At 66.8% G+C, this 20119-nt stretch carries 14 protein-coding genes; 4 read left to right on the plus strand and 10 right to left on the minus strand.

All coding sequences use genetic code 11. The features are described from left to right. Positions 1-10: 10 nt before the first annotated feature. Positions 11-1375: a M28 family metallopeptidase gene (locus E4F61_RS06080; RefSeq protein WP_133478779.1), complete on the minus strand. Its 1365-nt coding sequence runs from the start codon at positions 1373-1375 to the stop codon at positions 11-13. Between the two features lie 116 nt (positions 1376-1491). Between E4F61_RS06080 and E4F61_RS06085 the strand changes: the two genes are divergently transcribed. After that, on the plus strand, positions 1492-4053 hold the full coding sequence (locus E4F61_RS06085) for a CHASE domain-containing protein (RefSeq protein ID WP_162301421.1): 2562 nt from the start codon (positions 1492-1494) through the stop codon (positions 4051-4053). 39 nt (positions 4054-4092) lie between these two features. On the opposite strand, the gene E4F61_RS06090 is transcribed toward E4F61_RS06085, so the two are convergent. The 5 genes from E4F61_RS06090 to E4F61_RS06110 all read right to left on the minus strand — a co-directional run bounded on the left by E4F61_RS06090 (position 4093) and on the right by E4F61_RS06110 (position 11344). Then, on the minus strand, positions 4093-5367 hold the full coding sequence (locus E4F61_RS06090; RefSeq protein WP_133478781.1) for a DUF445 domain-containing protein: 1275 nt from the start codon (positions 5365-5367) through the stop codon (positions 4093-4095). A 156-nt stretch (positions 5368-5523) separates the two neighbouring features. Then, positions 5524-6327 (minus strand): S1 family peptidase, encoded by an 804-nt coding sequence (locus E4F61_RS06095; protein WP_202908959.1) that lies wholly within the window; start codon positions 6325-6327, stop codon positions 5524-5526. A 146-nt stretch (positions 6328-6473) separates the two neighbouring features. Continuing rightward, the gene (locus E4F61_RS06100; RefSeq protein WP_133478783.1) at positions 6474-7358 is read right to left on the minus strand and encodes a GIY-YIG nuclease family protein; all 885 of its coding nucleotides are present in this window, start codon (positions 7356-7358) and stop codon (positions 6474-6476) included. A gap of 27 nt (positions 7359-7385) precedes the next feature. Next, entirely contained in the window at positions 7386-8084 is a 699-nt protein-coding gene (locus E4F61_RS06105; RefSeq protein ID WP_133478784.1) for a M48 family metallopeptidase, read from the minus strand. Positions 8085-8086: 2 nt separating this feature from the next. Continuing rightward, positions 8087-11344, minus strand: a complete 3258-nt coding sequence (locus E4F61_RS06110) for a type I restriction endonuclease subunit R (protein ID WP_238382816.1) — start codon at positions 11342-11344, stop codon at positions 8087-8089. Here E4F61_RS06110 and E4F61_RS14780 point away from each other — a divergent pair. Beyond that, positions 11325-11489 (plus strand): hypothetical protein, encoded by a 165-nt coding sequence (locus E4F61_RS14780; RefSeq protein WP_202908960.1) that lies wholly within the window; start codon positions 11325-11327, stop codon positions 11487-11489. The genes E4F61_RS06110 and E4F61_RS14780 overlap by 20 nt on opposite strands. A 4-nt stretch (positions 11490-11493) precedes the next feature. Here the strand turns inward: E4F61_RS14780 and E4F61_RS06115 are convergent, their stop codons facing one another. The 4 genes from E4F61_RS06115 to E4F61_RS06130 form a co-directional block, all read right to left on the minus strand. Then, entirely contained in the window at positions 11494-12120 is a 627-nt protein-coding gene (locus tag E4F61_RS06115; RefSeq protein ID WP_133478785.1) for a Fic/DOC family protein, read from the minus strand. Beyond that, positions 12117-13313: a restriction endonuclease subunit S gene (locus E4F61_RS06120; RefSeq protein WP_133478786.1), complete on the minus strand. Its 1197-nt coding sequence runs from the start codon at positions 13311-13313 to the stop codon at positions 12117-12119. Before E4F61_RS06120 ends, E4F61_RS06115 begins: the two co-directional genes overlap by 4 nt. Beyond that, a complete protein-coding gene (locus E4F61_RS06125) occupies positions 13304-15721 on the minus strand; it encodes a type I restriction-modification system subunit M (RefSeq protein WP_133478787.1) in 2418 nt (805 codons plus the stop codon). Before E4F61_RS06125 ends, E4F61_RS06120 begins: the two co-directional genes overlap by 10 nt. A 346-nt stretch (positions 15722-16067) precedes the next feature. Then, positions 16068-16808: a nuclear transport factor 2 family protein gene (locus tag E4F61_RS06130; RefSeq protein ID WP_133478788.1), complete on the minus strand. Its 741-nt coding sequence runs from the start codon at positions 16806-16808 to the stop codon at positions 16068-16070. Positions 16809-17185: 377 nt separating this feature from the next. Here E4F61_RS06130 and E4F61_RS06135 point away from each other — a divergent pair, with 377 nt between their 5' ends. Beyond that, on the plus strand, positions 17186-17701 hold the full coding sequence (locus E4F61_RS06135) for a hypothetical protein (protein WP_202908961.1): 516 nt from the start codon (positions 17186-17188) through the stop codon (positions 17699-17701). Positions 17702-18282: 581 nt separating this feature from the next. Then, the gene (locus E4F61_RS06140; RefSeq protein WP_202908963.1) at positions 18283-19629 is read left to right on the plus strand and encodes a S8 family peptidase; all 1347 of its coding nucleotides are present in this window, start codon (positions 18283-18285) and stop codon (positions 19627-19629) included. The last annotated feature ends 490 nt before the right edge of the window (positions 19630-20119 follow it).

Here is a 20119-nt window from a genome sequence, read left to right on the forward strand (position 1 = left end):
CCCCGCGCACTCAGTAACCGCCGAAGCTGCCCGCCGCGCCCGGGAACACGACCGGGCTCTCGGTGCCGTCCTTGGCCACCGCCGCCACCCCGAAGAAGTAGTTGTCGATCACTACGTTCTTCAGCGTGTAGGCGGTCACGTCGCCGACGAAGCGCGAATGCGTCCACTGTGGGTCGGTGGTCAGGCGCCAGTAGACCCGGTAGCCGGCGAGGTTCGGCGCCTGCTGGGCGCTGGGCCGCGTCCACGACAGCTTCGTATCGGCCGAGACCGCGCCCTCGATCTTCACCCCCGCCGGCGGCGGCGGCGCCCAGGCCATGCCGGCCAGGCTGACGGCGTCCAGCGCGGTGAGCTTGGCGGCGTAGCGGAAGTCCACGCCCTCGATCACGTCGCCGTAGGTGCGGCCGTTCTCGGTGCGCAGGTCCTGGTGCTGGCGGTCGTAGTTCTCGTTGGTCTCCATGACGCGCACGCCGGGGTAGCCGGCCTCGTTGAACGGCCGGTGGTGGCCGCCGCGCCCGAAGCGGTCGAGCCGGTAGACCATCATCACGTCGAGGTTGGGCACGTACTCGGCCATGCGGTCGATGTAGCGGCCGAGGTTGCGGCTGGGCGAATCCAGTTCGCCGCCCTCGAAGCGGCGCTGCTTGGCTTCGTCCGCCGTCTCGACGATGCGGGTGCCTTCGGAGAACACGCGCGCGGTGGTGTTGTCGACGACGCCGTTGATGCCCGACGAGTTGCCGATCATGTCGTTGTTGAGCTCGGCCTCCAGCCGCCAGCCCTGCTTCTTGGCCTCGGCGGCGACGAAGCGGCCGCCGAACAGGCCCTGCTCCTCGCCCGATAGCGCCGCGTAGACGATCGACGCGGGGAACCGGTACTTCGTCAGCACGCGCGCGGCTTCCAGCGTGCCGGCCATGCCCGAGGCGTTGTCGTTCGCGCCTGGCGCGTCGGCAGTGGCGTTCATGACGTCGCTGACGCGCGAGTCGATGTCGCCGCTCATCATCACGTAGCGGTCGGGGTCGGCCGTGCCGCGCTGGATCGCGATCACGCTGGTCACCTCCAGCGGCCCCGGGATGCGCGGCTCGCCCTGCACGGTGCCGGTGACGTAGCGCACCTCCAGGCAACCGCCGCAGGCCTTCGAGATGCGCTCGAACTCGTCGTGGATCCAGCGCGTGGCCGCGCCGATGCCGCGGGTGTCGGATTTCTGGTCGGACAGCGTGTGGCGCGTGCCGAACGACACCAGCTTGCGCACGTCGGCCTCGATCCGCGCGGGCGACGGCGCGCTGCCGATGTCGTAGAGCTCGGGCTTGGACGCGGGCGGTGCCACCTGCGCGACGGCAGGCAGGGCGATCAGGCAGGCGGTGGCGATGGCGGTGCGGCGCATGGTGACCTCGGTCGTTGAGGCACCGAGCGTAGCCAATGCCGCGTGCGGCGTCCGCGAGCGCGCTCACGCGACGGCGGCGTGCACGGTGCCCGGTGCCGATTCCGTACCATCGACGCGTGCCGACCCGCGCCGCCCCCCTGCCCACGCCGCCGCCCGCGCCCCGCCGTTTCCTGGGCTCGCCGGGCGCGCAGTCGCTGCTGGTCTTCGTGATCACGCTGCTGGTCACCGGCGCGCTGGTGGCCGGCGTAGCGATGAGCATCCGGCGGCAGGACCGGCTCGCCTTCGACTACGAGGTCGAGCGCACGCGCGAGGCGATCGAGCAGCGCCTTACGGTGACGGGCAACCTGCTGCGCGGCACGGCCGGCCTGTTCGAGGCCAGCCACGAGGTGACCAGCGACGAGTTCCGCCGCTACGTCGACACGCTGCAGCTGCGCACGCGCTACCCCGGCATCCTCGGCATCGGCTTCGCGCGCTGGCTGCCGCCGGAGGACGTCGCGTCGTTCGAGGCCGGCGTACGCGCGCAGGGCCGGCCCGGGTTCCGCGTATGGCCCGAAGGCCCCCGGCCGCTGATGTCGAGCATCGTCTTCCTCGAGCCGATGGACCGCCGCAATGCCGCGGCGATCGGTTTCGACATGCTCACCGAGCCCACGCGCCGCGCGGCGATGCTGGCTGCCCGCGAGCGCGGCGAGCTGGTCGCGTCGGGCAAGGTGACGCTGGTGCAGGAGATCGACCCCGCGAAGCAGGCGGGCTTCCTGATGTACCTGCCGGTGTACGCGCACGAGGAGGACGGCGCGCGCTCGGGCTTCCTCGGCTTCGTGTACTCGCCGCTGCGCGTCGGCGACCTGCTGGCCGGCACGCGCGGGCCGGGCGCCAAGCGCATCGACTACGCGCTGTACGACGGTGACCGCGCCGAGCCGTCCGCGCTGCTGCGCGACACCCGCCAGCGCGGCGAAGCGCCCGGCCGGCTGACGGCGGAGCGGCGCCTGCTCGTCGGCGGGCGGCCGTGGCGGGTGCGCTATTCCAGCCGCCCCGCGCTCGACGATCTCTCGCAGCGCTGGCTGGTGCCGTGGCTGGCGCTGGCCGCGCTCGCCGCCAGCGCGCTGCTGGCCTCGCTGAGCTGGCTGCAGGGGCGGGCCCGCGTGCGTGCCGAGGCGGCGGTGGCGGCCGAGCGCGTGGTCGCGCTCACCCTGCACCGCGAGCGCGAGTGGCTGGGCGCGACGCTCTCGAGCATCGACGACGCGGTGATCGCGGTGGACGCCGGCGAACGCGTGACCTGGATGAACCCCGTGGCGGAACGGCTCACCGGCTGGTCGCGCCACGACGCGCTGGGCCAGCCGTTCGGCGCGGTGGTGCACCTGCTGCGCACCGGCGACGAGGCCACCGCCCCCGACGGCCTGCACGGCCGCGGCGGCGCCATGCTGCGCGCGCGCGATGGCGAGGTGCGCCCGGTCGACCACAGCCGCGCGCCGATCCGCGAGGCCAACGGCGAAACGTCCGGCGCCGTGATCGTCATGCACGACGCCTCCGAGCGGTATCGCACCGAGGCCGAGCTGCGCGAGAACGACCGCCGCAAGGACGAGTTCCTCGCCATGCTCGCGCACGAGCTGCGCAATCCGCTGGCGCCCATCAGCACCGCCGCCACGCTGCTGCGCATGCCGCAGCTCGACGCCGCCCGCGTGCAGCACGCGAGTGCGGTGATCCTGCGCCAGGTCGGCCACATGACCGAGCTCGTCGACGACCTGCTCGACGTGTCCCGCGTGACGCGCGGACTGGTGCAGCTCGATCGGGAAGTGTTCGACGTGCGCGAGGCGGTGCGCGCGGCGGCCGAGCAGGTCAACGCGCTGATCGAGCGCCTGCACCACGTGCTGGTGCTCGACCTCGGCGACGCGCCGCTCCACGTCGACGGCGACCGCACGCGGCTGACTCAGGTGGTCGCCAACCTGCTCAACAACGCGGCCAAGTACACGCCGCCGGGCGGGCGCATCCGCGTCGACGCGCACGCGCTCGACGGGCAGGTGATGCTGCGCGTGGAGGACACCGGCATCGGCATGGACGCCGCGCTGCTGCCGCGCGTGTTCGACCTGTTCACCCAGGCCGAGCGCAGCCTCGACCGCTCGCAGGGCGGCCTCGGCATCGGCCTGGCGCTGGTGCGCAGCGTGGTGGAGCTGCACGGCGGCCACGTGCGCGCGCTGAGCGCCGGCCCGGGCCGCGGCAGCGCGTTCGAGGTGGTGCTGCCGCGCGCCGTCGCGCCGGCGTCGCCGATCGCCGCCGCGGCCGGCCCCGCCCCGCGTGCGCCCGGCGCCGCGCTGCGCATCGTGGTGGTGGACGACAACGACGATGCCGCGCAGACGCTCGCGCTGCTGCTGCAGACGCTCGGCCACCACGTGCGCACGTATCCCACCGCCGAGGATGCCGAAGCCGCGCTCGACCCCGCGACCGATGCCTACATCCTCGACATCGGCCTGCCCGGCATCAGCGGCTACGAGTTCGCGCGTCGCCTGCGCGCCGATCCGCGCAGCGCGCATGCCGCGCTGTTCGCGCTGTCGGGCTACGGCCAGCAGGCCGACCTCGAGGCCTCGCAGGACGCCGGCTTCGCCGAGCACTTCGTCAAGCCGGTGGAGGCCGACCGCCTGCTGCGCGCGCTGGCGACGGTCACCGGATCGACGCCCGACTCCTGAGCGCCGCGCAGCCGCGATGCGTGCGCCTCGCGCACGCGATCAGCCCAGCAGCGACGCCAGCTGCAGCACGCCGAAGATCAGCCCGCCGATCAGCGCGCCCACCGCGGTGCCGGTGTAGCGGATGAACTGCAGGTCGCTGCCGACCGCGAGCTCCATCTCGTACGTCATCTCGTCGGCACTCCAGCGGTGGATGCGGTCGACGATGAAGCCGCGGATGGTCTCGCGGTGTTCCTCGATCAAGGGTTCCACCGTCTCGCGCACCGCGGTGCCGATCCACTCGCGCATCGCCTCGTCCTGCAGCAGGCGTGCGCCCACCGCAGCGATGCCCGCGGCGACACGCTCGGCGATCACCGAGTCCTCCTTCGCCGCGTCCTCGTCGACCCAGCGCACCAGGTCCATCAGCAGGCCGCGCAGGTAGGCGCGGAACTCGGGGCCGTCGATCAGGCGGTCGCGGTATTGCTCGACGTCGGCGCGCAGCCGCGCATCGGTGCGCAGCCGCCCCACCAGCGCCTGCACCTGGCGCTCCACGTACTGGCGCACCTCATGGTCCGGGTCCTCGGCCATTTCGCCGACCAGGTCGATGCCGGCCGAGATCAGGCGGTTCGCCGCGTACTGGTCCGCGCCCAGCCAGCTCATCACCCGCCCCACCTCGCGGCCGACGCGGCGCTTGACCTCCTCCTGCATCTCGGGCGACTGCAGCTTGTCGGAGAGGAAGCGCAGCAGGTCCGTCACCAGCGCCTGGTGGCGGCCGTCGGCGGTGAAGCGCTCGATGCCGAGCGCGGCCAGCCCCGACAGGTCGACCGTGCGCAGCTTCTCGCGCGAGAGATCGTGCGCGAAGCGCAGCAGGCGATCATCCGAAAGCACGTCGAGGACCTTCGACAGCCCGCGCGCCACCGCCCGCCCCACCTTCCGCCCCGTCACCGGGTCGGCCAGCCGCCGCGCCAGCGCCGAGCCGAGGTCGGCCTCGCGCAGCTTCTCCGCCACCTGCTCGCGGCCGAGGAAATGGTTGCAGACGAAGTCCGCCAGGCTCTCGCCGATCGCGTCCTTGCGCGTGGGGATGATCGCCGTGTGGGGAATCCAGCGCTGCCCGAGCGGATGCCGGAACAGCGCGACCACCGCGAACCAGTCGGCCAGCCCGCCCACCAGCGCCGCCTCGGCCATCGCCGCGAGCAGGCCGAGCGACCAGTGGTTGACATGCTGCTGCGCGATGCGCGCGGCGAGCAGCACCAGCGCGGCGAAGACGAGCAACGCGGCGGCGATGCGCTTGCGGCGGCACAGGGCGGTGAGGCGAGGGTCGGTGAGTGGCTCGGACAAGGTAATCGAGCTCAGGTAGCGGTTTGAGGCTGATTACCCTATCGAACATCCATGTAGCGAGAGCGGCACGGTGACGGGCGTGAGCACAGCACGTGCCATGCTGGGCTCGTTCTTGCACCGAAGGCGACGCCAAGTCGGCGCATGCACGCCAAGGTGTTACCAGTTGGTTTTGATTGCCGATAGCGGGAACGATTTCGTCAAAAAATTAGTGGTGTCTTCGACCAGTCCGTGCAATGCAGACGTTCGCCAGACGATGCCTATGTCGGACTCCGCGTTAACGCGGCCGCTGTAGATGCCCAGAAGACGTGTAACTGGGCCGTCGAACACCGCAGAGTTCCCGCCTTCCAGCGCGACCATTCCGCCGGATCGATGGGCGATGACGGCGGAGCCCGACTGACCCTGTCTGCTACGGCAGTCGATATAAAAAATCGGCAAATCACTCGCATTGACTCCGACTTGCGGCTCGCTCGCCACAAATCCAGTCGCCCATATCGGAAGCATCCCTCCGGTGGACATTCCAAATGGGAATCCGACAACGCTCACAATGTCTCCGGGAGCGACGGCGATCCTGGGCTCGTCCGTCAGCTCGTACGGATACAAGTCCACCCCTTCGATATTCTTGAGGGGCAGCGCAACCACATCTGCGCGGCGGCCATGCAGCGGATGCTCTCTCCAGAGCGGCGCCCCGTCTAAAGCGAATAGCGGCTCCTGCCGTGCTTCCCAGACGCCCAGGCGCCCCGACACGTGGTGGTGAATCACAATATTGTCGGGCACGCCGCCGGTTTTAGACAGAAGCTCGCCGGAATCATTTCGACGACCGGTAACGTTGTGCCGGTTGGTTAGGAGAAACGCCGTCGCCCCATTCCTTACGACGAAGCCGGTCCCGGTGGAAAGTATTCGGTCGCCAAATCTCATTTCGCAAAGGAGCGACTTCACACTTGGCAACTGCACTGCCGGCATTTTTCTAGTCAATCTCATTACGGGAGGCCTGTCCGTCGAAGCACCATAATCCGCTGCTGTCCATGTCTGCTTAAGCTCGAACGCAATTGTCGGCGCCGCTAGGCCCAGCACGCGTCATGCTGGGCTCAATGCACGATCCGCGATCGCTAGTCGCTTGGGATCTGACCTTCCCCTGCTTTAGCCCGGACATCGTCGTGGAGTGTCTGCCCGCCAAGTCGCTTCCATTCGAGCCAGCCGTTCGTCGCACTGCCTGTAACACAGTCACCGGCACCGCTCGGGGTCTGGAACAACACATCGCGTTCGAACCTAATCTGGTCGCCTTGAACAGTAATCGCACCTTGGCGGAGCAACTTCTCCCGCGCACTGTGCTTGTAGGAAGGCGTCGTTTGTAGCGGACCTGTCGAGCCCTTAAGCACCACGAAACCCTCTTCCGTGTACTGGCCACGAGCTTCAGCACCCCGCCGAATGCAGCGGTAAATGTCATCTTCGGCGGGCGCACTGCCCACCGCGCTGCGTTCAGCCTTCTTCGAGAGCTCCTCGAAGAGCGGATGACCGAGCGTCGCGAGAAGAACCCGAAGCGTCTCGTGGATTTCTGCGCAGTCGGCTTGTAGTGGAGCAGGCGTGTGTGGACGCGCCCCTGTGTTGCCATTGTCCAAGGCGTACCTACCGACCTGGCCGGCACGTTGCAGGGAAAGCCATTCCAAGTACGTCGCGTGCGTATTGGTCAGACTGTTGGTAAGGGAAACAGCGACGACTGCGCGATTCCAGAATGACTTCGCCGAGTTGTGCTGGATCAATCGCGTCTTCAACGAGCCGGTCTGGCCAATGTAGGCCTTCGGCCCGTCGTCATCCTCACCGAAGAGGAAATAGACGCCAACCTGGTCCGCTTCCGGCATCCTCAGGAACTCGGCTAGCAGGCTCCGTGGAACTTCGATGACGCGCACGATGCGCGTGGTGATCTCCGCGACCCTGATCCCTTGCGGATCGCCCAAAGGAAGAAATATCTGAATGGTCTGCGGGTGTGAGGTCATCGGGTGTTTTTCTGATTCGCAATGGGCTCAAGCGTCGAGCGGGAGGTCATTGAGATGGCTCCTGATGTCACGCCACGCGGGCATGACCCGGTTCAACAGTCGCACGAAACCGGGCCCGTGGTTGGGAAATCGAAGGTGCGCCATCTCATGGAGCACCACGTAGTTCAGACACTCCAGGGGGGCCGCCGCAAGGCGAGTGTTGAGACGAATTGATCCGGCCCGCGGTGTGCAGCTTCCCCACTTCGTTCGCATGCGTTGTACGTGCAGGCGGCGGACGTGTACTGCGAGCACATCCTCCCAACGACCGATGGCGTCGCGTGCGGCCTGGCGCACCTGCGACCGATACCAGCGCTCAAGCAAGTCGCCTCGTTCCTCTGCTGACGTGCCCGACCGTACGTGCAAGTCCAGGGAGCGGTGACGGCGCACGACTACAGGGGGCCCGTCTCCCTCCACGATGTTCAGCAGGTATCGCCTGCCCCAGAGAAAGTGGCTCTCCCTCGGTACGTACGTCTTGGCGGGAAGCCGGCGCTGCGACCGCATCTTCCGTTGCTCCCGCCTGATCCAGGGCAGGTGCCCGATCACAAAGAGACGTATCGCCTCCATTTCCAGGCGGCGGGGCGCGGCGACTCGCACCCGGCCATCCGGCGGGTAGACACTCAGGTGCAGATGGCGGATGGGCTTGCGCTCCACCTGCACCGCAAGTGCACCGAGCTGCAGCACCTCCACGGTCAGTACTCGAGCTGCTGCTTGACGATGGTAAACAGTCGCTCTACCTCAGCCTCATTTCCGAGCAGTTGATACATCGCCTGCTTGATGATGTTTTCCTTCGGGATCGAGCCACGCCAGCCCGCTGGACGGACCTCACGGATGGCCGTATCGAGTTGCAGCGCAAGGCTCATCTTCGGGTCGCCGTAGGTCGCGCTAGGCTCGGCCTGCTTGGCGCCCGATGCCTCTTCTGCAGCGATGTTGTTGTACAGAGCCCGCTTCCCGGGCGTGTCTAGTTCCGCGATGCCATCGATCGAGATGCCGGCCCGAACCTGCTTGGCGATGTCAGCGATCTTCTTCAAATACTCCTCGTAGGCGATGGCCTTCTCCCGTCGCAGCCGGATCACCTCGTCGAGCAGAGCCGACATGCGCTCATAGAAGGCAGGATCGCTCGCCTCTACCTTGATGATGTGGCTGCGAACGTTGTTCTCGATCATTTCGGCCACTGCTTCGTGGTTGCCTTTCATGCTGCCGAGCCGATCATGGATCGCCTCGGCGATGCCGGTCTTGACGATCAGGTCCAGCAGGCCGATGCCGTCGAACGGAGAAATGGTGCGCGGCTGCTCGGCTTGGACGTAGGTGTCCAGCAGGTGCCGCATGTCCGCCTCGTAGGGTTTGAGGTCGAGCGCCTCACCGCTGGCCAGGCGCACGGTCTCACGGACATCGGCGTAGTGCTTGACCAGCTTGCCGATACGCGCCGACTCCTCGGCCGTGTAGCCGGCAGCGGTGAGGTCGTCAGCTAGATTGGCGTAAGCACGGGTCAACGCCGCGACACCCTTGTAAAGCGCAGCACGGCGCGGTTCCCGCTCGCGGAGATCGGTCGAGATCTCGGTGTTTCCGCAGAAGTAGTGAATGTGCTGCAGCTCGCCACCGGGCTCGGAAACACCCTCGCACAGCATGTGCAGCTGCTCCAGCGCATCGTCCAGGCGCTCGCGCCCCTTCTGCAGGCGGTCATGCAGCATGACCTCCGGGTCAGCGCCCCCCGCGCTGTGGTCAAGCTCGGAGCTGTACACCGCGATCGCGTTCTCGACCTTCTTGAACAGGTCCTTGTAGTCGACGATGTAGCCGAACTCCTTGTCCTCGCCATCGAGCCGGTTCGTGCGGCAGATGGCCTGGAACAGGCCGTGGTCCTGCATGGACTTGTCGATGTAGAGGAAGGTGCAAGGCGGTGCGTCGAAGCCGGTCAGCAGCTTGTCCACCACGACCAGCAGCTGCATGTTTGCCGGCTGCTTGATGAAGCGCGCCTTCGCCTGCTCCTCGTAGGTTTCCGTCCGGCTCATACCCGGCCGGGGCTCGATGTCCTTCAGCAGCTCGGTGTAGGTGTTGTAGATGAACTGCTGGTCGGTCTCGGTGTTGGCGCCGGTCTCGTCGAGGGTGACGTGCCGGGCCTGGGGATCGTAGGACGTGACCACCGCGCAGCGGCCCTTGAACGGACTCGCCTGCAGCAGGCTGTAGTAGCGGCAGGCCTCGTAGATGCTGGACGCCACCAGGATCGCATTGCCCCGGCCGCTGCTCAGGCGCGGTCGCTTCTTGAAGTCGAGGATGATGTCCTGGATGACCTTGCGCAGCCTCGACTCCGAGCTCAGCACCCGCTGCATGGTGCCCCACTGCTGGCGCAGCTCGGCCTTTTGCCAGTCGTTGAGACCCTTGGAGACGAGCGCGAACCACTCGTCCACCGCTTCCTGCGAGGTCAGGCGCTGGTCGATGTCGCGGGCCTCGTAGACGAGATCGAGCACCACCTCGTCCTCCACCGCCTCGCTGAACTTGTAGGTGTGGATGTAGCCGCCGAACACCTCCAGGCTCGTCTCGCGGTCTTTCTTCAGCAGCGGCGTGCCGGTGAAGCCGATGAAGACGGCATTCGGCAGCAGTGCCTTCATCACCCGGTGCAGGCGCCCGCTCTGGGTGCGGTGGCATTCGTCCACGAAGACGAAGATCTCGCCGGCCGCCGGACTGGGCTGGCTTTCCAGTTCGCGGATGAAGGCCTCGAAGGCCTTGCTGTCGCGGCCCTTGGCATCCAGCCCGAACTTGTGCACCAGCGAGCACAACAGGCGCGGCGTGGCCTGCGCGAGCTGCTGCATCAAGTTGCGTCCGCTGGTGGTGCGGTGGATGGTTTCGCCCGCCGCCTCGAACACCTGCTTGATCTGCTTGTCCAGCTCGTCGCGGTCGGTAATGACGACCACGCGCGCCTGCGGGTTGTTCTCCAAGATCCATTTGGCCAGCAGCACCATGGTGATGCTCTTGCCGCTGCCCTGGGTATGCCAGAGGATGCCGCCCTGCCGGCGCCGCACATGCTCCTGCGCCGCCTTAATCCCGAAGTACTGGTGAACCCGCGGCAGCTTCTTGATGCCGCCGTCGAACAGCACGAAGTCGTGCATCAGCTCGATCAGGCGGTCCTTGCGGCAGATCTTCAGCAGGTACTTGTCGAGCTTGTAGCCGGCGTTGTCCTGCTCGTCCTCCTTCCAGGCGAGGAACATCTTTTCCGGCGTGCCGACCGTGCCATAGCGCAGGCCCTCCGAATCGTTGCCGGCGAACACGAACTGCACCGTGCTGAAGAAGGCCGCGTTGAACTCGGGCTGCTGGTTGGACAGGCTCTGGCGGATGCCGTCGCCCAGGCTCACGCGGCTGTTCTTCAGCTCGATGACCCCCACCGCGATGCCGTTCACGTACAGCACCAGATCCGGGCGCCGTTCGTGGCCGCCCTTGAGGGTGACCTCCTCGGCGATGACGAAGTCGTTCTCCTCGACGCGAGCCGGGTCCCACTCGATCAGCGGGATGGTCTCGGTGACCTTGCCGGCCTCGACCTTCACGGGCACCCCGTAGCGCAGCAGCCGATAGACCGCGTGGTTGCTGTCGTAGAGGCTGCGGCCGTGGTGGTTGGCCTCGGTGCGCAGGCGCTGGAGCGCCGCCGTGATCTCGGGGCCGGAGTGGCCGCGGCCCTGCAGCCAGGCGGCCAGCCGGCCCTCCTCGATGTTGCTGTTGGCCCGCTCCGACCAGTCGCCCAGGTAGGTGTACCCGAGCCGGTCGCGGAACAGCTCGATGACCCGTTGCTGGGTGGCCCGCTCGGGCTTGCCGACGGTCCCCTCCACGACGTGCTCTCCGCTCACATCCGCCCCCTGTTCATCCGCGGCCGGCAGCGTTGGCCGGCCATGCAGGCCTGCAACGGTATACTGGCCCTGTCCGTTCCGACACCGGAAAACCTCCATGGCCGCCACGCCGCGCACGCCCAAAGCCCCGAGCCGCCGCGAGATCGCGCGCGCCGTGGCGAGCTCGACGGCGATCGAGACGGGCAAGCCGGTGAAGGCACTGGAGAAGAAGCTGCTGGCGCCGCGCCCGGCGCATCTGCGCGAGCTGAAGCTCGCCCGCTGAGGCGTCAGTCCGCGTCACTGCCGAGCGCCTGCGCGACCAGCGCGCGCATCGGCACATAGTCCCCGCCCTGCCCCGTCCGGATCGCCGCAAAGTAGCGCGGCTTGTCCGCGTCCCAGGCGCTGTAGTCGAGTGGTGCGCGCCCGGCCTGCACCGCCATCACGTCGGCCAGCAGGCGCGCGAGCCGGCCGTTCCCCTCGCGGAACGGGTGGATCAGGATCAGTTCGACATGGCAGATGGCGATCGCCTCCGCGAGCGTCATGTCGTCCAGCGCGACGCATGGCGTGTACCGCTGCAGGTATTCGCGCTGGAAGGTGGCAAGCAGCCCCTGCAGCAGAGCGGCGTTGGCGAACATGAAACCGCCCTTGCTGACGTTGACCGTACGCAGCTGTCCCGCCCAGTCGTAGACGTTGCCGAGCCAGCGGCGGCGCCAGTTGAACAGGTCGGCCACCGTCAGTACGCGTTGCGGCAGTTCGTCGACGAGTACGGACGTGTAGAGGTCGCCGAGCAGCAGCAGCGCCGCCTCGGCGATCTCGTCGGCGGCGGCGAGGCCGAGCCGGTTGGCAAGCACCTCGCCGTCGGAGCCGGGCTGGGCGGCACCTTGCACACCGTCAACGCGGTAGCGCCCGCTCACGCTGCGGCGTCCACCGGGAGGCGGATTGCGCCAGTAAGCAGGGCCTGCATCATGCCGTCCTTGAGCTGCCAGGCTTTGGCGAGCTTTCCTTCCAAAGCTCCAATTTCAGCGTCCATTTCCGCCAGAACCAACGCGATCGCCTGCTGCTCCGACAGCTCTGGTAGCGCAAATTCCAGCTTCAGAAGCGCAGTCTTCGAGAGGTTGTAACGCGTTGCTCCCTGCGCCAAAGACTTGACCAGTTCGCGCCCCTGATTGCTGCGGAAGTAATAGGCCAGAAATAGACGGTCGACTGGCGCATTTGATTTGACCCGAAAGCCGAAGCAGAAGCTGTTGAGGTAAAGATCCGGCACATCTACGTCGAGCAGCGAGCACAGCCCAACTTCTTCGGGCGTCTCGGATGAGCCATTGAAGAACAGATCGCCCTTTAAAGCCTTGCTCTGCACTTCCCCCGCTCGGACGTCGACCGCTTGGAACCCATCGACATCGAGCAAGACGCTTGCCATCACACCCATGAAAGTGATGAAGCGAGCTGCACCGTGTCCGAAGTCCTTCTTGACCTTGCCTGTCAGGCCCCCATACGTCGCACCGAATTCCCCAAGCCTGTGTGTCGTCCACTTGTCGGTAAATCCAGGAAGGCGCTTCCTGCCGGTGAGCAGCTCCTGCATGGTGCCTTGCTTGATCTGGCGCTTCTTTGCAAGAAGGTCCCGCAGCGACTGAATCCAAGCATCGGCAGTGGACAGCGCTTCGGATATCCGGTGCTGCTCATTCTTGTCGCTTGGAACAACCACGCGGAACGTATGCGCGTCGCTCCTGTTTAGCGTAGGGACGCCTGAGCCTGACGCAAAACGCTCGAAACCTATTGCGGCGAAAAGGTGGTAGACGAACCGAGGCACGTTGCCACAAAAACTGGTAACCCACAGGCTAGTGTTATGTGGCCAGAAGTCGCCCTCGACATAGTGCACCTTCCCCAGCGTTCCGGACCGCCCAGTCACAACACCGGGGCCTTTCACCATCGCGCGGTTGTGAAAGCTTTCGATTCCGTTGGAGTAAACAACCGGAACCGCTCCTTCCCGGCGTTTTGATCTAGGCAGATCAAAGCCTCGCTGCAATGGCGCCACTTCCCGCAGACTGCACGACACCCAGCCTTTCGGATGGCAGTCGTCGGTCGCCGAAGCACTGAGTGTCACGTCCACGCAAACCCCATGCGTTCCAAGTGGCCGCGTACCTTCGCTTCTATTTGAACAACAAGCTCAGCAGCCCTTGGCAAGGGAGTTGCGTAACGTGCGGCGAGCTCTCGGACACGGGTTGTCAGCTGCTGGCTGACGCGATTCACTTCTCCATGGAGGTCAACCTCGAGCACGGCTAGCCACTTGTCATCAACGACCAGTGACTGGATCTCGCTCTCCTTCAGCGTCGAGTAACGCGCAAGTGCTTTGTGATCAAGCGCGTCATCCGCGTTTTTGATCCGCTTGTCGAGTGCAGCACGCTCGCGATCGAGCGCGAGCCAGCGGTCTAGCACAGCAATCTCATCGGCGACCTCGACGTCTCCGCCAATTTCCTTGAGGCGCTCCTTGATCGCCTTCGCGGTGATCTTGTCGACGCCGCTGAAGGCAGCGTCCTCGCCCGCGTGTTCCTCCTCGAGTTCGGCGATGTGCGCCTCGGTGCTCTCAAGGCGGGCGGCCAGTTCGTCCAGTGCCGCCTGCTCGGCGGCGAAGAAGCGCGCGACGACCAATGCCTTCGGCACCAGGTCGCAAACCCAGCCCTTGTCGATCTGCTTGTCGGGCTTCCCCTTCTTGCCCTTTCGCGTCTCCAGCACACGTTGCGGTTCGGCCTTCCAGCCGTCGGCGGCGATCAGGTAGGCGTCGTCCTGCATGGTGGACGCCCAGTAGTCCATCAGGTGCTGGTAGACCGCGTAGGCGTCCACCAGCGGCCGGCCCCGGTAGTGCTCCAGCAGGCGCTCGCCGAGCCCGTGGATGAGTTCCTTGGGCTGGAAGCCCGAGGCGAGGGCCTTCAGTCGCTGCGCCTCGGCATCGCGCCATTCGGCGAAGTTGGCGTTCATGCCGTCCACGAAGGCCTCGAACTGCGGGTGGCCGTGGATGGTCGCGCGGATCTCGGCCTGCGGGACTGCGAGGTCGACGTAGCCCGGGCGGTTCGGGCGGAACAGCGCCTCGCGCAGCTGCGGGCAGACATCCCAGTACGGCTGCAGCGCGTCGATGTCGGCTTCCGGGATGCCGCCGTTGAGGTGCGCCTCGATGTCCTGGCGGTCCTCGGGCGGCTGGCTGTCGATGTAGCGTGGCAGGTTGAGGTTGTAGTCGTTCCGCTCGATCTCGTCGAAGCCGACCACGCGCGCATAGCGCGGGTCGCTGCCATCCTGGCGGGCGAAGGCGTCGACGATGCGGTGGATGTCGCGCTCGCGCAGGCGGTTCTTAGCGCCGTCCTTGATGAAGCCGGCGCTGGCGTCGACCATGAAGATGCCGCGCCGCGCCGCCGCGCCCTGCTTGTCGATCACGAGGATGCAGGCCGGGATTCCGGTGCCGTAGAACAGGTTGGCGGGCAGGCCGATGATGCCCTTGATGTACCCCTTGCGGACCAGGTTGCGGCGGATGACCGCCTCTGCATTGCCACGGAACAGCACGCCGTGCGGCAGGATGCAGGCGCCGTGGCCAGTGCTCTTGAGCGAGCGGACGATGTGCAGCAGATAGGCGTAGTCGCCCTGCTTGGCCGGCGGAATGCCGAAGGCCTCGAAGCGGTTGAAGGGGTCGCGCTCGGGGTCGAGGCCGGTGCTCCAGCGCTTGTCGCTGAAGGGGGGATTGGCGACCACGTAGTCGAAGGTGCGCAGCTGTTCGCCGTCACGGAACTTGGGATCGGTAAGGGTGTTGCCCTGCCGGATCTCCGCCTCCGGATAGCCGTGAAGGATCATGTTCATGCGCGCCAGGCCACTGGTGGCGGCGTCCTTCTCCTGACCGTACAGGGTGATGTGCGCACGGGCGGCGTCGGCGACCTTGAGCAGCAGCGAACCCGACCCGCATGTGGGGTCGTATGCCGTGGTGTCCGGCCGGGTGTCGGCCTCGTGGATGCCGATCACCTGCGCCATGATGCGGCTGACTTCCGCCGGCGTGTAGAACTGGCCCTTGCTCTTGCCACTCTCGGTGGCGAAGTGGCGCATGAGGTACTCGTAGGCGTCGCCGAGGATATCGTCGCCATCGGCGCGGTTCTTCGAGAAGTCGAGCCGCTTGTCCTCGAAGATGGCGATGAGGTTGGTCAGGCGCTCGACGCGCTCCTGGTCGTCACCAAGCTTGGTGGGATCGTTGAAGTCCGGAAAGTCGGTGAGCCGGTTGTCCTCCATCAGCGGCCCGACGATCTTCTTGTTGATGTCGTCGCCGATGTTCTTGCTGCCCTTGAGCTTCACCATGTCGGCGAAGCTTGCGCCCTCGCGGACCTTGATCGGCGCGAAGCGCTGCCCGGCGTAGCGGTCGCTGATGTATTTGATGAACAGCAGGGCCAGGACATAGTCCTTGTACTGGCTGGCGTCCATGCCGCCGCGGAGTTCATCGCAGCTGGCCCAGAGAGAAGCGTAGAGATCGGATTTCTTAAGGGCCATCGGGGCGCGCGTGTCAAGCGGCGCCGGCGCGCCGCGGCGCTCGATTGTGGCGTTGCCGTGGGGTACTGACTAGTCCTTGATTGGCTCTTCCCCGGGATGAGCTCGCCCCGGTGGTAAGGCAGGTCAACGGCAGGCTCCGCGGGTACATCCCGGGCTTGCATGGAAACGCACCCCGACGGTTCTCCTCCGAGTCTGCCGGTCACCTGGGCTGACCACAGCACACGCAGTGCCGGGGTAACTTTGGCAGAAGGATCCAAGGTTGCAGTCAGGTCCGCTTCGGGTCGGAAGCGGACATCAGTACGCCCCGAGGCCGCCCGCGCGTGGCGGACCCGAACCGATCACTGACTCAGTGGTCGACGCGGGGAAACGTCGTCACCTGTGGACCTAACCTCGTGACACCGGTGACCCGTCCAGCCCCATCGCGGACGAAGAGAAACCTCAACACGCCGCTCGACGCCTGCGGTTTCTCGAACTCGAAGAGGTCTCGAGCGATCGGATCCAGTCGCCGTTGTGCACCACCAGGCTCCACCAGAAGCAGATGGCCAGGCTGCGGCTTGACCTCCAGCGTCTGGCCGCCGGGCGTCCGGAAAACGCCCGCGTAGGAAGCCAGCAGGCCGGCGTCAGTCACGGATGATCGCGGGGTTGGGGCCAATACCCGCGTGCTCTGTGCGGCGGCCACGTGCCATTGCGAGCCTTGTCTTGCCAACACGGTCAGGTATCGGAAGGCCGTGCGTACGTTGGCGAACCCTTCCGTCGCGGTACTGGTGACGACCGCCACGTCGCGGGCCACAAATCGAACCCGGTCATCACTCCAGACGGTTCCCGCATAGGCACTACCTGCGTGCTCGCGCGCAGCGGCAATGGCGCCGCCTCGATCGAGGGTAGCGCCGACACTGAGCGTGACGGACAGATCGGTGGCAGACAACGCAGTCACCCGCGACTCGTCGCCCTTGGCGAATGCGTCCCACCAGGCATGGGCCGCGACAAGCGCCTCGTTCTCCGTGGGTGTCTTCGTCGCTGCGACGCTGGGCGGCGTAAGGGCGAGTGCTAGGGCGAGTGGATAAGCAAGCCTTCTGCCGATCATCATTGCGCCTCGTCGTCGGTTGCGTACAGCGTAAGTCAACGCGAGAGCACGCTTAAAACCGCACGTCTGCTATCGGCCATAAGCAGGCGCGACACTCGCAGAAACGTTGAGCACGGCACCCCCGATGCCGGGCTCCTTGCCGCCTGCCCATCCGTGGCCGTCCTGTCGGACTTCTCCGAATCCGTCCGAAGATCTTTCTGATTTTGCACGCGCGGTATTGTTCCGCCGCTGGACCGTTGCGAGACTCCGCCCCGCTCCACCGCCGACACGACGTCGGCGATGACATCGCAGACCGCAGGGACGGCGGCGGGGCGACGGGCCCGGATCGGCATTCGGCCGGACGGGCGTCCCAACCACATGGAATGCAAAGGAAACTGCACGTGAGCAATCAGAACCTTCTGAGCCTGGACCTGTCCGACACCCAGCTGATGGCGATCGACAATGCGCTGACCGAACTCGAGCTGCAGCTGTCGGGGCTGGCCTCGATGGAGGCGGACAAGCGCAAGTCGCTGGCCCGCATGGGCGGCAAGAGCGAGGCGTTCTGCCGGCAGGCGTTGAACGTGCTGGAGCAGAACCCGCAGGTGGTGCCGCCCAGCCTGAAGGTGGCCGAGGCGCGCGCCGACCTGGACGCGATCGACCAGTTGCGCCCGCGGCTGCAGCGCCTGCAGCGGCTCACCGAGCGTGCGCAGGATTCGGAAACGATGCTGGGCAGCGATGTGATGAACTGCGCGCTGCAGGGCTATGCGCTGCTCAAGGTGGCCGGCAAGAACCAGGGGCTGGAAGGCCTGCGCAAGGAGCTGGGCTCGCGCTTCGCCAAGGGCCCGCGCGTGCCGGCCGAGCCGTCGCCGCCGGGCACGGGCCATCCGGTGCCGCACCTGGCGCACGACCCGGCCTGAGCCGGCTTCGATGTGACGCCACGAAAAGCCGCAGCGATGCGGCTTTTTGTTTGGCGCCGTTCCCGCGGCGCCTCCCGATGCGGCGCCGCGTCGCGTGTCGGCAGTCCGAGGCGTCGCAAGGCTCGTCGTGAGTATGCGCAACGCAGTCACTGCGACACTTTCGGATATGTGACGGCTAGGTGAAACCCGCGCAGAACGCAAGTGCCATCCCGCTGCAACGCAGCAACCCAGGTGATGCGCGTCGCAATTCGCAATGTTGCCTCCGGCGTGGCCGGACATGTAGATGAATTGCGTTTTTCCCGCGGTTTTCAGCTTTCGATAGCGCGGCGCCGGCTTTCCGAGCGTGCTTTGCACGCCTACCTACTCCACCGCACGGAGTTGCAAGCGGTTGCGCGCCCTCTACGGTTGGCCCGTACCCGTTTTCTTTCGATTCATCGGCTCGAAGAGAACGCGCTCCAGGACGGGGCCGCCAGCGCGTCCTGCGCGCCTGGTGGCGAGTGCAGTGCAGTGCCACCCCACCACATCCCAGAGGGCTCCAGATGTCGAAGTCGCACTTGAACCAACGCGCGTTGGCCGCCGCCATGGCCGTCGCCCTGTCCACCGCGTTCGCCGGTTCCGCTGCGGCGGCCGGCCGCGTCGATACCTCTGGCCTGCATGCGCGGGACCAGACCAATTTCGACCGCTTCATCGTGAAGTACCGCTCGGGCACCAGCGCCACGGTGCTGCAGAAGAACCTGGCGGGCGCCGGCCGCGGCGCGGCGAAGGCACTGTCGATGGGCCACCTGCGCAAGCTGGCCACGGGTGCCGACGTCGTCCAGGCGAACCGCGCGCTGGACCGCGTCGAAGCCGAGTCGGTGATGCGCCAGATCGCCGCCGACCCGAGCGTCGAGTACGTCGAGGTGGATCGCATCATGAAGCCGATGATGACGCCGAACGACACCCACTACGCCCAGTACCTCTGGGGCCTGCAGAGCGGCACCCCGGGAATCCGCGCCGACCAGGCCTGGAACAGCACGAACGGCGCGGGCGTGGTCGTGGCGGTGATCGACACCGGGTACACGAATCACAGCGACCTGCTGGGCAACATCCTGCCGGGCTACGACTTCATCTCGACCAAGAGCATCGCCGGCGACGGCAATGGCCGCGATTCCGATGCGCACGACGTGGGTGATGCCAACCTGGGTCAGCCCTCCAGCTGGCACGGCACGCACGTGGCCGGCACCATCGCCGCGATCGGCAACAACGCCAAGGGCGTGATCGGCGTCGCCTATGGCGCGAAGATCGTCCCGGTGCGTGCGCTCGGCAAGGGCGGCGGCTACACCTCCGACATCGTCGACGGCCTCACCTGGGCGTCGGGCGGCACCGTGGCGGGCGTGCCCGCGAACGCCAACCCGGCGGAGGTCATCAACATGTCGCTGGGTGGAAGCGGCGCCTGCTCCGCCACCTACCAGAACGCCATCAATGCCGCCGTGGCCCGTGGCACCACCGTCGTGGTGGCCGCCGGCAACGACAACGCGGACGCGTCCGGCTTTACGCCGGCCAGCTGCGCGAACGTGATCACCGGTGCTGCGACCAAGAACACCGGCACGCGCGCCAGCTACTCGAACTACGGTGCGAACATCGACGTGGCCGCGCCGGGCGGCGACAGCCCGGACTGCACCACGCTGATCGTATCGACCGGCAACGCCGGCACCGCCGGCCCGACCACCGAGAACTACAAGTGCATGGCCGGCACCTCGATGGCGGCCCCCCACGTGGCCGGCACCGTCGCGCTGATGCAGGCGGTGCGGTCGACGCCGCTCACCCCGGCGCAGGTGGAGAGCATCCTCAAGAGCACGCTGCGCGCCTTCCCGGGCAGCAACGACAAGCCGATCGGTGCCGGCATCATCGACGCCAACGCGGCCGTCAACGCCGCCAAGACGTACTGATCGCACGTCGACGATGCTGCAAGGAACCCCGGCGCATGCCGGGGTTCCGCTTTTCGAGGATCCCCACGCGACGCTGGCCTACCGGAGGCGGAGCGCGCCGGAGTTCCAGCCGCACAGGCGCGGCAAATAGGCCTGACGGGCCGAACGCGCCCTTACCGAAAAAAGCCGCGGCGCTGCGGCTTTTTGTCTGTCGCATGCCGCGCGCGCCGCCACGTCTGCGCCCACCGGTCGCAGTGCTCCCGCTTTCCACGGCCGTGATGGCGCTTCTTTCGCCACCCATAGCCCGACGGCACGACACGCGTACCGCTGGCCACGTCGCCGATGCCGCTTTGCCCGGTATCGCCGGCGCCCACCGCGCCATGCATGCCGCCTCCCGCGAAACCGCTGCCGCTTTTTTCGCCACAGCCGGCGCTTCGAGCGCCAGACGCCGCGCTTTCCACGCCTTGGATGGCGCTTGTTTCGCCACGCGTGGCACGGCTTGCGGCACACC

It is taken from the genome of Cognatilysobacter segetis (genome assembly GCF_004359965.1).
Taxonomy (GTDB): Bacteria; Pseudomonadota; Gammaproteobacteria; order Xanthomonadales; family Xanthomonadaceae; genus Cognatilysobacter; species Cognatilysobacter segetis.